Origin of the sequence: Pseudoalteromonas sp. DL-6, from assembly GCF_004328665.1 — a bacterium.
Classification (GTDB): Bacteria; Pseudomonadota; Gammaproteobacteria; order Enterobacterales; family Alteromonadaceae; genus Pseudoalteromonas.
Genome location: NZ_CP019770.1, coordinates 449,672 through 464,936, shown reverse-complemented (window position 1 = coordinate 464,936; position 15,265 = coordinate 449,672). Strand labels below are relative to the sequence as shown.

Sequence of the window (15,265 nt, the reverse complement as noted above, 5' to 3'; positions counted from 1 at the left end):
TAATGCGGTTAGAAAACACATTTTTAATAAAAAACAAATTAGGCCTGCATGCCAGAGCGGCAACAGTACTGGCACAGCTTTCTGTGCAATTTGATGCCTCAATCACTTTATTTCAAGACGATAAACAAGCCGCTGGCGATAGTGTATTAGCACTTATGTTACTAGAGAGCAGTCAAGGCAAAGAAGTGAAGGTAGTATGTGAAGGCCCTGACGCAGAACCTGCACTTAATGCAATTGGTGAGCTCATTGACCAACGATTTAATGAGCAAGAATAAAATAGTTCATCATTAAATCATCATCCTAAGCTAAGGTTAATAGTGGTTGAGGTAGTTTGCTCATATAAAGTAAGATAAACTAAAATTGAATAGCATTCATAACCCTTCCACTATGTAATAAAATTTAATTAAGGACGCCAATGCCTGAAGCTTTAGAACAAGATATTCCACTACAACAACTAAAACAGGTGACTAAGTCACTAAATAGTGGTCAATTTGTTCAAGTTAGGCGCATGCTAGCAAAAACGGCACCTTGTGATACCGCACTTCTTTTAGAATCATCTCCCCATAAAATTCGTCGCATGCTCTGGCAACTGGTTGATCCTGATGTACAGGGCGATGTACTTGAAGAGCTCTCTGAAGACGTACGTTTGGGTATTATTGCGCAAATGGCACCTGAGCACATTGCGGCTGCAACAGAAGACATGGGCCATGATGATTTAGGGGAAGTACTACGTAGCCTGCCTGACACCGTTTATAAAGACGTTGTCAGCGCTATGGATATTCAAGATAGAGAACGTGCAACACAAGCTCTATCCTATCAGGAGCGCTCTGCTGGCGCCTTGATGAATATCGATACCGTAACTATTCGCCCAGATGTAACTCTAGATGTTGTACTACGTTATATTCGCTTACGCGGTGAGCTACCAGAAGGCACCGATGACTTATACGTTGTAGATAAACATAACTGTTTTTTAGGCGCCTTATCGCTAAGCACTTTATTAACTAATCCTCCAGAGAAAATTGTTCAGGATTTAATGGATGAAGAGTGTGAATCTATTCCTATTTCAATGGATGAAAGCGAAGTAGCGCAACTATTTGAACGGCATAACTGGATATCGGCACCAGTTGTCGATGACAACGCGCATTTGCTTGGTCGTATTACTATTGATGATATCGTTGATGTTATCCGTGAAGATGCAGAGCATAGCTTATTAAGCTTAGCGGGTCTTGATGATGAAGAAGATACCTTTGCGCCGGTCTTAAAAAGCTCTAAAAAGCGCTCAATTTGGCTAGGTGTAAACTTACTAACTGCATTGCTGGCTGCAATTGTGGCGAGCTTTTTTGAAAACACCTTAGCTATATTACCAATTCTTGCTGTGCTCAATGGCATTGTCCCGTCAATGGGTGGGGTTGCAGGCAGCCAAACTTTAACTTTGGTTATTCGCGGTATTGCGGTAGGTCATATTAACCAAACTAACCAACGTTTTTTATTATTAAAAGAACTCGCTATCGGCGCGATAAACGGTATGGTTTGGTCTATCCTAATTGCCGGTGTCGTTGCGCTTTGGCAATGGGATTTCAAACTCGGTGGTGTTTTAGCGTTTGCTATGTTTATGAATTTAGTTGCAGCAGGTATTGCGGGTGCTAGTATCCCACTATTGCTTAAAAAAATGAAAATAGATCCAGCACTTGCAGGCAGTGTGGTACTAACCACAGTAACTGATATTGTTGGTATATTTGCCTTTTTAGGCACTGCAACTTGGTTATTGATTTAGGCTTCAATCTTTTTATAAACAAAAACACCGCGTCAATACGCGGTGTTTTTTGTTTAAGCCGATAATTACTTTACATAAGTTAAGGCTACTTAGCGCGCTGGCGATTACCGCCTACCTTAGGTTTAGTGTTGGCTTTTTTAAACTGACTAAAGCCAGTATGACGAGTAAGCGCAGGACGACCGCCCTTATTGCCTTTACCGCCTTTGCTTTGCCTTTCATCTCTGCCTTCTTCTGGCACTAAACAATTTGGACCTTTACCAATGAGTTTAGCTTTGCCCATATTACGCAGGGCTTCACGGATCATTGGCCAACCGGCAGGATCATGGTAACGCAAAATCGCTTTATGCAAACGACGCTGGCGCGCGCCCTTTGGCACCGCAACTTGCTCAGTATTATTTTTAATATTGCGTAGCGAGTTCATTTCAGTATGATAAATGGTGGTCGCATTAGCCATCGGTGACGGATAAAAGTTTTGCACTTGATCAAGCTTAAAGTCATTCGATTTCAGCCACAAAGCCATATTAACCATGTCTTCGTCTTTAGTCCCTGGGTGAGCAGAAATAAAGTATGGAATTAAATACTGCTTTTTACCCGCTTCTTTAGAGTACTTATCAAATAGCGCTTTAAATTCATCGTAAGCACCCATACCCGGCTTCATCATCTTAGATAATGGGCCATCTTCAGTGTGCTCTGGTGCAATTTTTAAATACCCACCAACATGATGAGTTACTAACTCTTTAACGTAACGAGGATCACGTACGGCAAGGTCATAACGCACACCTGAAGCAATTAAGATCTTTTTGATCCCTTTAACCTCACGCGCCTTTTTATATAAATCGATAGTCGGGGTATGATCAGTATCCATATGCTTACAAATATCAGGATACACACACGACAAGCGGCGACAGGTACTCTCTGCTTTTTTACTGGTACAACGCAGTTTGTACATATTTGCGGTTGGTCCGCCTAAATCAGAAATAACCCCAGTAAAGCCTAGCACTTTATCTCTAATTTGCTCAATCTCTTCAATAATTGATTCTTGAGATCGGCTTTGAATTATTCGCCCTTCATGCTCGGTAATAGAACAAAACGAACAGCCGCCAAAACAACCGCGCATTATATTTACCGACGTTTTAATCATATCGTAAGCAGGAATTTTATTATCGCCATAACTTGGGTGCGGAATACGCTGATACGGTAAACCAAAAACATCATCCATTTCTTGGGTTTCAAGTGGATAAGCTGGCGGGTTCACCCAGATAGAGCGATCGCCATGACGCTGAAACAACGCTCTTGCACAACCAGGGTTGGTTTCTTGGTGCAAAATACGCGATGCATGAGCATACAATGGTTTATTAACACTGACCTGCTCAAAAGCGGGTAACTTAACGTAAGTTTTTTCCCATGGCTTAGGGCGCGCAGGCTGAATGGTAATTGGTTTTGCAGCTTCGGCTTTTAAATCAATACCCGCTTGCTTAAATTCTGATTTAGCACAACCAACATCATCCGCACCATAAGGATTAGGAATAGGGTCTATTTTACCAATTTTATCAATGGCTGTTGAATCACTGCCACGCCAACCGGGTAAAGGCTCTTTACGAATAACCGCCGTGCCTCTCACATCTTGTATGGTATCCATGGTTTCACCCGCAGCGATACGATGCGCTACTTCAACTAACGGGCGTTCGGCATTACCATAAATTAAAATATCGCCTTTAGCGTCAAATAATACGCTACGACGTACTTTTTCTTGCCAATAGTCGTAATGAGCAATACGACGCAAGCTGGCTTCAATGCCACCTAACACGAGCGGCACATCTTTATAGGCTTCACGACAACGTTGTGAGTATATGATCACGGCGCGATCGGGGCGTTTACCACCTACATTTCCCGGGGTATAAGCATCATCGTGACGCATTCGTTTTTCAGCGGTGTAACGATTGATCATCGAATCCATGTTACCGGCTGTAATACCAAAAAATAAGTTAGGCTTACCCAATGCCATAAAGGCATCTTTCGAGTTCCAATCAGGCTGAGCAATAATGCCCACTCTAAACCCCTGTGCTTCAAGCACACGGCCAATTACGGCCATCCCAAAACTAGGATGGTCTACATAAGCATCACCGCTAATAATAATAATATCGCAGCTATCCCAGCCAAGCGCGTCCATTTCTTCGCGTGTTGTTGGTAAAAATGGGGCTGTGCCATAACACTCAGCCCAATACTTAGGGTATGAGAATAAGCCGCGATCAGCTTTTAATGTGCTCATAAAATTAGCCGTTCAATAACAAAAGGCGCGAATTATACCCTATCGACATCCACGTTGATATAGCACAAAATGAAAGCACTGATTAAAAATTGTTTACCTTTATCGCATTACTAAAACAGACAAATCATCTAAGCTGATTACTGCTAATGTCTGCTTTTAGATTTATTTAAAGTAGATAAACTAGATAAAAATGATCGACTCTAGGCTAAACTATTAAATAAGCTGTGATTATTAATAATTCATAGACGCTGTAATATTAAAACCAATGAGGCATACCTATTAAACTACTTAAACAATTAATGCAGTTTTCAGCCATCTTACTGTTGGCGTTTGTTGTTGTGGGATTACTTTTACCACAAAACTATCACGTGCAAAAAAGCATTAAAATAAATGCCCGCCCTCCTGTTATAAAGTCATTAGTGGAAGATTTTACTCAGTGGTACAAATGGTCGCCGTGGCAGCAAATAGATCCCAACATTGAATTTAGTATTGGTGAACCAAGTTCTGGGGCAGGCGCCTATCAGTCTTGGCAAGGTAAGTGGGGCAATGGCGAAATGACAATATCATCATTGAGCGCCAATGAAATTGTATTTAGTGTGTTATTTAATCAAGAACATATTATTACTAGCCGATTATTATTTAGCCCGCATACAAAAACCGTCACGTGGCATATTGAAGGGCAAGCAACGGTGCCACTCATTTCTGGCTATGTTGCTATATTTGCTGAAAATATATTAAGCAATATAGTCACTCTTGGGCTAAATAACCTAAAGACGGTAGCCCAGCTCAGTGATGCACAAGCAATAATGGAAAGTCATGACAGTCAAAACCGCACAAGCCAGAATTAAACTTGCCAATATTATTGAGTCACTGTTAGGTTACTCGGTCACAAAAGTGAGTAATACACCTGCAGCTGATGAAAAAACCTATAATACACAGGGTAAAGCAAAGTCTCTTTATCGTATTAATAGCGAGCATTCAGTGTTAGCTCGAGCACAAAAAAGACAAGATCTACTGCTAATAAAACAACAACAAAATATCGAGACTATTTTAGCCTTAGCAATGGAATTTTGTCCTGATGTAGCCTGCGCTAAACAACCTGACGCCGATTGGGTGGAGCACTTTATTGCCTTATGTGAAGATACCTCAAACCAATCTATGCAAACATTATGGGCAAAAATTTTTACTGGCGAAACCATTAGCCCAGGTACCTTTTCTATAAAAAGCTTACAAACTCTCAAACACATGACCCAGCGCGAAGCTGATTCATTAAGAAAGTGTGTGTCTATTTCAGGGTATAACGAAAAAGACAGTAGTCACCTAATATTTTTAGGCTATTACAAAAAACCCTCGTTATTTGATTTATTAGGTAAGGGTAATAAAGTGTCATTAAGCATAGGTAAAAGCGGTGTGAGCTTTCCTGATGTATTAACCTTAATGGATTTAAATTTGTTATACCGTAAAGAGATTGAATCCGCTGCATTAAAAGCAGGACAAGAGATAACTCTCTCCTTTTTGACTCAAAAACTAACTTTAAAAGCAAAAAGTAACGACTTAGTACTGAGCTATTATAAGTTTACCCAAACCGGTGATGAACTGTTTAGACTGATGAATTACCCAATTAATAAAGTGTACAAACAGTTAATTGGTGCAGCATTTGAGGGGGAGTTTGAATTAGTATGGCACGCTTCAAAATAACTAAAAAAGCCACACAAGGTGGCTTTTAGAAAAATCGGTGCTTAAAAATGAACTTGTATGCCCGCAAATGGGCCTGAAGCATCAATATTAGTATTAATGTCATCTACATCATCAAGTTCTAAAACCATAGAGCGGTAGCCCGCTTTAACCGCAACATCAACGGCTAGGTTATCAATCAACTCCCAAGCAATACCCATTTGGTAATCTTGTACTTTGCTATCGTCAATGGCTAAAAAGCTACCCTCAGCAAAAACACTTAAACCACTAAACGGTAAACCCGCTTCAAAACGGCCGTATGCTAAAGGCACCACACCTGAGAACTCTTCAATTTCAGTGAAGTTAGCGCCACCTTGTTGTGATGTACCTGTTACCACAAGCTCACCATCAAACTGCTTAGCATTAATACCTAAATCAATCGAGATTAAATCGTTATCAAAAATCTCGTAGTAAAGAATATAATCAATGTGCGATAAGTCAGTAACTGAATTAACATCAGTGCCAACAATATAATCAGAGCCATTAAAGCTAAATGTATCTTCCAGTCGCGTTGCACCGGTTAGTTCAAGCTCAGTGTATTTTAGCTTTAAGTTTGGCACTAATGGAACCGGATGTTCAAGTGCGGCGTAATAGCTAACAAAAGTCTCATCTTCAAAATTGAAGTTTTGTAGGGCGTTATTATTATCAGAAAAGCTACCGTCATTATCGGCTTTCCAACCATCAACCCCTACATACAAACCCAATACAGTGTCGGCTTGTGCTACAGGTGCTAAACATGCCATTGATAAGGCTGCTGCTATACAATACTTTTTCATTTTTTATCCTTGCGCTAATAATTCGCTAAGTTCAATCAGTGCCGCATTGGCTCTAGAGATATAATTTGCCATAACGAGTGAATGGTTGGCGACATAACCGAACCCGTTGCCGTTTAAAATCATTGGGCTCCAAACGGTTTCTTGGGTCGCTTCAAGCTCGCGTATAATTTGTTGTAAACTAACACGAGCGTTCTTTTTATCAAGTACTTCGGCAAAATCATATTCAACCGCTTGTAAAAAATGCAGTAAAGCCCAAGTAGCACCGCGTGACTCATAAAATACATCATCAATTTCCCACCACGATGTTTTTACTTGTTGTTGCAATGGCGTATAAGTGGCTTGAGTATTTGAAGAGTTGCCGGCTAAATCGGTATTTACCTTATCTTGACCTACACTCGCACTCAAACGTTGGCTTAGGCTACCTAAGCGTTTTTCTGCTTCTTTTAACCAACTGCGTAAATTATCTGCACGTGAGTAAAATTGGCTATCGCGCTCATGCTGATTCGCAATTTGAGAGCGGTATACTAATAAGTAATCAATGCCCTTTTGATATTCGCCCTCAGCACTCGGCCATGCCCATGCTTCAGAGCTGATATTAAATTGTGGTTGTGCTTTTTTAAGCGCTTCGTGCTCAGTTGATTGTGACTGTGAACGACTAAAATCTTTTCGCATTGATAACGCTAAATCACGCACCATTTCCAACGCGCCATACTCCCAAGCTGGCATGTTGTCCATTATTACGCTCGGTGGCAGCACATCATTTGATAAATAACCACCTGACTTAGTTAAAAGAGTATCAGAGACAGTGATAAGCGTTGAAGTGGTTACATAGCCTGTTACTGGTTTCTCGTTACGCAACTGTGCTTGTTGTTTTGCATTTTGTACCACATCAAAACGTGCAGGCTCTATGCTCCAGTAAACTGCAATAGCGTAAAATACGACAAACAATAATACCAATGCCGTTATTATTTTTCCTTTATGCTGTGACATTTATCCCCCTAATGATGACTATGATCTTTCGATGCTTTTACCGGCTCAGATTGCGATGCTAACGAAACTACTTTTGCATTAGTGAACACTCGATTCCCATCTTCAAAATATAGCGTGAGTTTGCGTTCTTGACCTACTTTTAACGGCTCTTGTGGTTCAAACACCATTAAATGATAACTTCCCGGCTTAAAATCGAGTTGCTGATGGGCTTTAATAAGCAATGATTCTACTTTTTGCATTTTCATCATACCATCAGCGTGGACGTGCTCATGAATCTCAACACGACCTAAACCATCTATGGTCGCTCTTATGAGTGTTGCCGGTACATTACTGTGATTTTCAATACTAAAATAACCCACGCTGGCTTTAGTGGCAGGTAAGAACTCTCTTACTTGCGCATGCGTTACTTGTAATTGCGCAACAACACTATCGTGTTCATGTCCTTCGTGCGCCAATAACGAAGACGAAAAAACACCCATCAATAATGCACTTGCACTTAAAATACATTGTTTAATCATCAGTAAAATCCTTGTTAAAACATAAAAATATAGTCCAAATTTATCATAATTCCCTAATATTAGGCAGCTAATTTAAGTTTAAGAAGCCACTTTTTTGTTATCTGCGATTAACCAGCATAACCCTGCCACAAACAATAATGGCCAAGCAATCATCAATGATCCGAATAAAAAGGCTAATATAGTTCCAGCCAGTGCCACCATCGCCGCGCCAACAAGCCCCATGGTTACCAAAGCAGCAATCGCAATAACAACAATAATGGCGACTAACGCCCCAATGAGCTCAATACCTGTCCAACTAATATCTGAAATCCACAGCGGAAATTGCCATACATCAAAATGAATTATCGAACCGCTATTAATTAAAAATAATGTAACAATAAGTAGGCATACGGCGAAAGTTTTCATGTTGCTCCCCTTACACTGCTTTTTCTTCAAGACAACAGTGCGCAATTAAATAACCTAGCGCCACTGCAAACGGAAAACTTAAAAATAATAAAACGGTGACTAAACGAGTAGACCATACCGGAAAGTCTAGTCGGTAGGCTAACCCACTACAGACACCTGATATTTTTTTGTTAAGCGTATTTTTATACCAACGACGATGCGTATTAAAATTATTCATAACAATCTCCTTAGGCTGTTTGTTTGTTTGTTTGTTTGTTAGCAGTATTTAAACTCGCTTTTAAACTTGCCAGTTCTGCATCAATTTTTTCGTTTTTAACCAGTGACTCAATTTGCGTCGCAGTATTGCTCGCTGTATCTGTCAGCTCATATGCTTCGACCTGCGATTCAACACTCTCAACACGACGCTCAATTTGCTCAAATCGTGATAAAGCAGTGGCCACTTTATCGCTCTGCAGCTGAGTATTTATCTTAGATCTTGCCTCAACCACATTTTCACGCTTTACAAGTTGTGCTTGCTTTGCTTTAGCCTGTGTCATTTTTTGCTGCAGGCGTTCACAGTCCTCTGTGATTTTTACAATTGATTGCTGCAATGTCTCAAGTTGTGTTTGTAAGCACTCTATGCTTATTTCGACATTGTGTTTTTCAGCTAGTGCTGATTTAGCTAAATCGTCACGATTTTTTGCAATGGCATGTTCGGCCTTTAATTGCCAATTTGTGAGCGCTTGTTGTTTATTGCTTATTTGACGCTTGATATTCTTTTCTTCACATAATAGTGCTGCCGCGGTGCTACGACACTCATTAAGTGCCTCCTGCATTTCGGTTAGCATCAAATTAAGTAGTTTTTCTGAATCTTCGGCTTTATCAAGCATAGCTACGATATTTGCTTGAATGACGTCGTTTACGCGATTAAATATACCCATGTTATTCTCCTGATGATTTTTTATTTATACATCAACAGGATTCCAAGAGTTATGCCAATAACTTGACATTCTTTTATTTTCATTAAATATCAATAATTTAAATTATTTTTGGCGGGTAAGTTAATGACTAGTCACTGAATGAAATTAAGTCGAATTGGCTAATAAATTACATTTTTGACTAAAATTTGGGATCAAAAAAAGCCACCTGAGGTGACTTTTTCTATAAAGAGTATCTGTTATGCCAATTGCATTAAATTGGCATTACTCGGGTACGTAACTTAACGCTTTATCCATAACACTTAAATCAGCTTGCTTACCATGACCATTTTCAGATAAGTGGCGTCTAAAGCCACGCGCACCGGGTTGCCCCTGAAAAATACCCAGCATGTGGCGTGCAACATGCCAAAAATTAGCCCCTAAACGCATCTCTTCTTCAATGTAATCATACATAGAGCGTACAACATCATGTCGAGACTGAGTATTAGCCGCATCACCATAAATTTTTTCATCTACTTCATTAAGCATAAATGGATTACTGTAAGCCTCTCGGCCCACCATAACCCCATCTATGTACTGTAAATGCTCAAGACTTTGCTCAATGGTTTTAACACCACCGTTAATACTTAAATCAAGTTGAGGGTAATCTTTTTTGAGCTGATAAACTCGGGGGTAGTTAAGCTCAGGAACTTCGCGATTTTCTTTCGGGCTCAATCCTTTTAGCCATGCTTTGCGCGCATGAATAATAAAGTCATCACAGCCAACTTTATGTGAAGCCTCTATCAAAGCACATAAAAATTCATAAGAATCTTGCTCATCAATACCAATACGAGTTTTAACCGTAACCGGAATATTCACTTCACTTTTCATTGCAGCAACACACTCTGCAACTAAATTAGGCTCGGCCATTAAACAGGCACCAAAACGTCCATTTTGCACACGATCTGACGGACAACCTACATTAAGGTTTATTTCATCATAACCGCGCTCACCAGCAAGCTTGGCACACTGTGCTAGCGCTTGCGGGTCTGATCCACCTAATTGCAATGCCACAGGGCCTTCGTGCTGATTAAAATGCAAGTAGTCACCACGACCGAATAAAATAGCGCCAGTAGTGATCATTTCAGTATAGAGCACGGTGTGTTTTGTCATTTTACGATGAAACGTACGACAGTGGCGATCAGTCCAATCAAGCATGGGTGCCACGCTAAAGCGTCGATTTAAAGTACGTTTATCCAAAATGTGATCCTCAAAAATTTATAATTTAAGCACAGCTTAAACGGCGCTGCATTTTACACAAAAGCCCTATGCGCAGCAATATTAAGCAAACACTTGCAAGCCAAAGTATTGTGCAATACCGTTTAAAATATTAGTCACTGCGACTGAGCTTAAAATTAACCCCATAATTCGACTAATAATACTCGCCCCACTATCACCTATTATTTTATGTACATGCGTAGCAAGTAATAACAAAATCAGTACCACCACTAAAACAGCTAACATCATTGATGAGGTAATCATTTGCTCAACCCAGGTATACTCCTCATTGCGTGTCATTAATACCGCACCTAACATGGCACCGGGACTGGCTATTGATGGGATAGCGAGCGGAAAAATAGCGGTTTCAGTGCTGTCTCTAACACTTTTAATTTCAGCTTCAGGCTTGCTTTCACCAAAAGTCATGGAGAGTGCAAAAATTAATAAAATTAAACCACCCGCTATTTGAAATGCCGAGAGCGGGATCTCAATCACATTCAGTAATTGCTCGCCAGCAACCACAAAAAATAACAGCACTAAAGCAGATACACCCACGGCCTTAAAAATCACTTTACGCTTAAACTTGTCGTCATCTCCCCGAGTTACAGCGATAAAAACCGGGATGGTGCCTATTGGATCAATAACCGCAAAAAAGAAAATAAATATAGCTAATAGCTCATGCATTAATGAATACCTTTGGACAAAATCAATTAATAAAACGCTGCAACTACAATACAGTATGTTAGTATATCACGGCAGCGTAAGGATGAGAGAAGATGAATATAGAATCACTCGTAAGTAAAGCAAAACAAGTATGCGACAACCGTGGTGCGCGATTCACACCAATTCGCGAAAAGGTATTTCGTTTATTAGCCAGTGCCCAAGGTGGTGTCGGTGCATACGATTTACTTGAACAATTAAAAGTCACTGAAACAGGTGCTAAACCTGCAACAATTTATCGTGCTTTAGACTTTTTAGCCGAACTCGGTTTTATTCATAAAATTGAAAGCACCAATGCATTTATGCTGTGTCATCATTTTGATCATATTCATCCTGTTCAGCTATTAATTTGTGATAGCTGCGGTTTTGTTAAAGAGCTGCATTCAACAGTAATTTCACATGAGCTCAATAACTTAGCAGCTGAAAGTGGCTTTGTCGTTTCAGGGCAAACAATAGAAGCGCATGGTAAATGTGACTCTTGTCGAGCATAGCTGAGCGACTATAGCTATACTTTACGTATACCCTTTATCAGTACCAATTTAAGGATATCTAACATGAATGTAGAGTTCATTAATCCCTTTTTATCTTCTTTGATGAATGTATTGAGCACTATGGCTCAAACTCAATTAAAACCAGGCAAGCCGCGTATTAAAACCGATGAGATAGCCTGTGGTGATGTATCGGGATTAATTGGTATGGTCGGTCCGCAAACTCGTGGTTCATTTTCAATTACCTTCGACGAGAGTTTAGCACTGACTATTATGGAACGTATGTTAGGTGAGCGACCAGACAGTATAAATGAAGAAGTAACTGACATGGTTGGCGAAATAACCAATATGGTTACCGGTGGAGCTAAGAATTTATTAGGGGAAAAAGGCTATGACTTTGCCATGGCAACTCCCATCGTTGTCTCTGGTACAAACCACACCATTACGCATAAAAGTGACGGCAAAAAAATTCTTATGCCATTTACCAGTGACGCAGGTAATGCAAATATTGAAGTGAGTTTCGATAAGCTATGAGCTGGTCGCAAACTACGATTACATTAAAGCCTCGCTCGCGAGGCTTTCATTTAATTGATAACGACATACTTACTCACCTCCCACAACTGAGCCAGCTTAAAGTTGGTTTATTACACTTATTTATTCAACACACCTCAGCCAGCTTAACTATTAACGAAAACGCCGATCCAACGGTACGCATGGATATGGAAAGCCACTTTAATCAGTTTGTTCCAGAGCGCCAGCCTTATTATCGCCATGACTATGAGGGCGATGATGATATGCCTGCCCATATAAAAACCAGTACCTTAGGTTGTGAGTTAACTATACCGATTAGTGATGGTCAGTTAGCGCTAGGAACTTGGCAAGGAATATACTTAGGTGAGCACCGTGATCATGGCGGTTCAAGACGTATTATTGCAACTTTGCAAGGCGAAAAGTTTTAGGTTTTAGGTTTTAGGTTTTAGGTTTTAGGTTTTAGGTTTTACAACATAGATCATTCGCACACATTGAACACTTTAAAAAAGTTACATAAATTAAATTTATAGTGATTCGCGTATGGGTCATTGTTTGCTATTTGAGAATGAATATCTGGAAAGTAAATAAGATTGGAGCGGTACACGAGGCTCGAACTCGTGACCTCGACCTTGGCAAGGTCGCGCTCTACCAACTGAGCTAGTACCGCATTATATGTAGATTCTAGGTTCTATCAATTTTAAACTTTCATCTTGAACCACAATTTCTTTTGGTTAGAAATTGGAGCGGCACACGAGGCTCGAACTCGTGACCTCGACCTTGGCAAGGTCGCGCTCTACCAACTGAGCTAGTGCCGCATTCAAAATAGTCAGTCATTTGTCCGTTGGTGCGCGACGGGTCGCGTTCAACATTCTGGCAACTGAGCTAGTGCCGCATTTAAGGTTCTAGGTTTTGTCAAAATTAAACCTTTTCGCCTTTGACTTTGAATCTTTATTTCTACCCCAATTTCTTTGGTTAGAAATTGGAGCGGCACACGAGGCTCGAACTCGTGACCTCGACCTTGGCAAGGTCGCGCTCTACCAACTGAGCTAGTGCCGCATTCAAAAAGTCAAAGCCCAAACACACTAACCCCGCGGGGGTTATCGTCTTGAGCGGGGCAGGATTCTACAATAATTAGGGGGCTTTGCAAGTATTTTTTATAAATTAAAAAACTTTTCTCGGTAAACCTTTAATTCCATAATCGAATCTTTAATGTCATCTAACGCTAAATGTGACCCTTTTTTATTCACTTGAGCCAACACATCTGGTTTCCAACGACGAGCAAGTTCTTTAATGGTACTGACATCTAAATTACGGTAATGGAAGAAGTCTTCAAGCTCGCGCATATACTTATTCATAAAGCGGCGGTCTTGGCCTATCGAGTTACCACACATAGGTGAAGCACCCGCTGGCACCCATTGCTTTAAAAACGCGAGAGTTTGTTCCACGGCATAAGCTTCATCAAACGTGCTTGCCTTACAGCGTGCCATTAATCCAGATTTGCCATGCTGAGTTGTACACCACTCATCCATGCCATCCAGTAGTTCATCACTTTGATGAATGGCAATCGTTGGGCCTTCGGCTAATATATTCAGATCAGCGTCAGTGACAACAGTTGCAATTTCAAGTATTTTGTCAGTCTCTGGTTCAAGTCCGGTCATTTCCAGATCGAGCCAAATTAAATTTGATTTATTAATAGTCATAATTACCTTAAACGGTGCTTTTCTTTAGATCCAACGCATTTCGATATATCATATTAGCATCAACCGTCGAGCTAAAGCTTTTTTTAGCAAACTCGGCATTTAACTCAGGTTATAGGCCTCAAGTGGCAAAACAGAAAAAATTAAGTAAAGGCCAATCCCGTAGGATCAAGGCTAACCATCAAAAGCGTTTAAGCAATGCCGACGCAAAACCAGCGAAAGCGGGTGCGCAAGAGTGGCAAACAGATAATTTAGGTCAAGTGGAAAATGCGATTGTCATTAGCCGCTTTGGGCAACATGCCGATGTAGAAACGCAAAATGGCGATGTTCTTCGCTGTAATATTCGCCGTACCGTATCGAATTTAGTATGTGGCGATGAGGTATTATTTCGTCGAGCAAAAGTAAGTGAAGGCGATTTAGCGGGTGTTATTGAAGCAACTCAAGAACGTCGTTCACAGTTAACGCGCCCTGATTTTTACGACGGTGTAAAAGTTATTGCCGCTAATATAGATCAAATTTTAATGGTTTCAGCGGTACTGCCAGAGTTTACGCCAAGCATTATCGACCGCTATTTAATTGCCTGCGAAGACATGGGCATTGAGCCAATTTTAGTGCTTAATAAAATTGATTTAATTGATGAAGCTGGTTTAAACGACATACAACAAATACTCGATATTTACCGTAAACTTAATTATCAGGTGCTGCTAGTTAGTAATATAACCGGCGAAGGCATTAATGAATTAAAAGAAGTACTTGTAGGCAAAAACAATATTTTTGTTGGCCAAAGTGGTGTGGGTAAATCTACCTTAGTTAACACTGTGCTGCCGGATGCTGAAATTTTGACTAAAGAAGTGTCTGAAAACAGCGGTCTAGGCCAGCACACCACCACAGTATCGCGTCTGCATCATTTGCCAAGTGGCGGTAACTTAATAGATTCACCGGGTATTCGTGAGTTTGGTTTATGGCATTTAGATGTTGAACGAGTCACGTGGTGCTTTAAAGAATTTAGAGAGTTTATAGGTGGATGCCGTTTTAGGGACTGTAAACACTTAAACGATCCTGGCTGTATAATTCAGCAAGCAGTCGCTGATGGCGATATCTCAAAGTTACGTTTTGAAAGCTATCATCGTATTTTAGAAACCATGGCCGATGGCCGTGCCGGCGCGCGTGCGCCTCGCGTATAATTAGG

Annotated in this window: 18 protein-coding genes and 3 tRNA genes; 8 read left to right on the top strand and 13 right to left on the bottom strand. The window is 40.5% G+C overall.

Features of this window, described 5'->3' with window-relative positions:
- Positions 1-2: 2 nt before the first annotated feature.
- Positions 3-275, top strand: coding sequence for an HPr family phosphocarrier protein (locus B1F84_RS02125; protein WP_008115514.1), 273 nt, complete (start codon positions 3-5; stop codon positions 273-275).
- A 140-nt stretch (positions 276-415) separates the two neighbouring features.
- On the top strand, positions 416-1,774 hold the full coding sequence (gene mgtE, locus B1F84_RS02120; protein WP_008115512.1) for a magnesium transporter: 1,359 nt from the start codon (positions 416-418) through the stop codon (positions 1,772-1,774).
- 85 nt (positions 1,775-1,859) lie between these two features.
- Here mgtE and B1F84_RS02115 read toward each other — a convergent pair whose 3' ends face one another.
- On the bottom strand, positions 1,860-4,043 hold the full coding sequence (locus B1F84_RS02115) for a YgiQ family radical SAM protein (protein ID WP_131690437.1): 2,184 nt from the start codon (positions 4,041-4,043) through the stop codon (positions 1,860-1,862).
- Between the two features lie 299 nt (positions 4,044-4,342).
- Here B1F84_RS02115 and B1F84_RS02110 point away from each other — a divergent pair, with 299 nt between their 5' ends.
- Positions 4,343-4,891, top strand: coding sequence for an SRPBCC family protein (locus B1F84_RS02110; RefSeq protein WP_131690436.1), 549 nt, complete (start codon positions 4,343-4,345; stop codon positions 4,889-4,891).
- Positions 4,860-5,741, top strand: a complete 882-nt coding sequence (locus B1F84_RS02105; protein ID WP_008115509.1) for a TIGR03899 family protein — start codon at positions 4,860-4,862, stop codon at positions 5,739-5,741. The genes B1F84_RS02110 and B1F84_RS02105 overlap by 32 nt, the downstream gene beginning before the upstream one ends.
- Positions 5,742-5,782: 41 nt before the next feature.
- Here B1F84_RS02105 and B1F84_RS02100 read toward each other — a convergent pair whose 3' ends face one another.
- The 8 genes from B1F84_RS02100 to B1F84_RS02065 all read right to left on the bottom strand — a co-directional run bounded on the left by B1F84_RS02100 (position 5,783) and on the right by B1F84_RS02065 (position 11,324).
- A complete protein-coding gene (locus B1F84_RS02100) occupies positions 5,783-6,553 on the bottom strand; it encodes a TIGR04219 family outer membrane beta-barrel protein (protein ID WP_131690435.1) in 771 nt (256 codons plus the stop codon).
- A gap of 3 nt (positions 6,554-6,556) precedes the next feature.
- Positions 6,557-7,543 carry a DUF2333 family protein gene (locus B1F84_RS02095; RefSeq protein ID WP_008115507.1) on the bottom strand — a complete coding sequence of 329 codons (987 nt, stop codon included), beginning with the start codon at positions 7,541-7,543 and terminating at the stop codon, positions 6,557-6,559.
- Between the two features lie 8 nt (positions 7,544-7,551).
- Positions 7,552-8,061 carry a copper chaperone PCu(A)C gene (locus B1F84_RS02090; RefSeq protein ID WP_131690434.1) on the bottom strand — a complete coding sequence of 170 codons (510 nt, stop codon included), beginning with the start codon at positions 8,059-8,061 and terminating at the stop codon, positions 7,552-7,554.
- Between the two features lie 78 nt (positions 8,062-8,139).
- Complete coding sequence (locus tag B1F84_RS02085; RefSeq protein ID WP_008115505.1) at positions 8,140-8,466, bottom strand: hypothetical protein; 327 nt, start codon at positions 8,464-8,466, stop codon at positions 8,140-8,142.
- A 10-nt stretch (positions 8,467-8,476) separates the two neighbouring features.
- Entirely contained in the window at positions 8,477-8,683 is a 207-nt protein-coding gene (locus B1F84_RS02080; protein WP_010390548.1) for a PspC domain-containing protein, read from the bottom strand.
- Positions 8,684-8,693: 10 nt separating this feature from the next.
- Positions 8,694-9,386 (bottom strand): PspA/IM30 family protein, encoded by a 693-nt coding sequence (locus B1F84_RS02075; RefSeq protein WP_131690433.1) that lies wholly within the window; start codon positions 9,384-9,386, stop codon positions 8,694-8,696.
- 261 nt (positions 9,387-9,647) lie between these two features.
- On the bottom strand, positions 9,648-10,580 hold the full coding sequence (gene dusA, locus B1F84_RS02070; protein WP_036932963.1) for a tRNA dihydrouridine(20/20a) synthase DusA: 933 nt from the start codon (positions 10,578-10,580) through the stop codon (positions 9,648-9,650).
- Between the two features lie 123 nt (positions 10,581-10,703).
- Positions 10,704-11,324 (bottom strand): MarC family protein, encoded by a 621-nt coding sequence (locus B1F84_RS02065; RefSeq protein ID WP_008115498.1) that lies wholly within the window; start codon positions 11,322-11,324, stop codon positions 10,704-10,706.
- Positions 11,325-11,416: 92 nt separating this feature from the next.
- On the opposite strand from B1F84_RS02065, the gene B1F84_RS02060 reads away from it, so the two are divergent.
- The 3 genes from B1F84_RS02060 to B1F84_RS02050 all read left to right on the top strand — a co-directional run bounded on the left by B1F84_RS02060 (position 11,417) and on the right by B1F84_RS02050 (position 12,807).
- Positions 11,417-11,851 (top strand): transcriptional repressor, encoded by a 435-nt coding sequence (locus B1F84_RS02060; RefSeq protein ID WP_008115496.1) that lies wholly within the window; start codon positions 11,417-11,419, stop codon positions 11,849-11,851.
- Positions 11,852-11,914: 63 nt separating this feature from the next.
- Positions 11,915-12,382 carry a chemotaxis protein CheX gene (locus B1F84_RS02055; protein ID WP_008465100.1) on the top strand — a complete coding sequence of 156 codons (468 nt, stop codon included), beginning with the start codon at positions 11,915-11,917 and terminating at the stop codon, positions 12,380-12,382.
- Positions 12,379-12,807, top strand: a complete 429-nt coding sequence (locus B1F84_RS02050) for a secondary thiamine-phosphate synthase enzyme YjbQ (protein WP_008115492.1) — start codon at positions 12,379-12,381, stop codon at positions 12,805-12,807. Before B1F84_RS02055 ends, B1F84_RS02050 begins: the two co-directional genes overlap by 4 nt.
- A gap of 163 nt (positions 12,808-12,970) precedes the next feature.
- Here the strand turns inward: B1F84_RS02050 and B1F84_RS02045 are convergent.
- The 4 genes from B1F84_RS02045 to orn form a co-directional block, all read right to left on the bottom strand.
- A tRNA-Gly gene (locus B1F84_RS02045) sits at positions 12,971-13,046 on the bottom strand.
- Positions 13,047-13,118: 72 nt separating this feature from the next.
- Positions 13,119-13,194 (bottom strand) — tRNA-Gly (locus tag B1F84_RS02040).
- A 165-nt stretch (positions 13,195-13,359) separates the two neighbouring features.
- Positions 13,360-13,435: transfer RNA gene (locus tag B1F84_RS02035), tRNA-Gly, on the bottom strand.
- A 98-nt stretch (positions 13,436-13,533) separates the two neighbouring features.
- Complete coding sequence (gene orn / locus B1F84_RS02030) at positions 13,534-14,079, bottom strand: oligoribonuclease (RefSeq protein ID WP_131690432.1); 546 nt, start codon at positions 14,077-14,079, stop codon at positions 13,534-13,536.
- Between the two features lie 122 nt (positions 14,080-14,201).
- Here orn and rsgA point away from each other — a divergent pair, with 122 nt between their 5' ends.
- Positions 14,202-15,260, top strand: a complete 1,059-nt coding sequence (gene rsgA, locus B1F84_RS02025) for a small ribosomal subunit biogenesis GTPase RsgA (RefSeq protein WP_008115488.1) — start codon at positions 14,202-14,204, stop codon at positions 15,258-15,260.
- Positions 15,261-15,265: the final 5 nt, after the last annotated feature.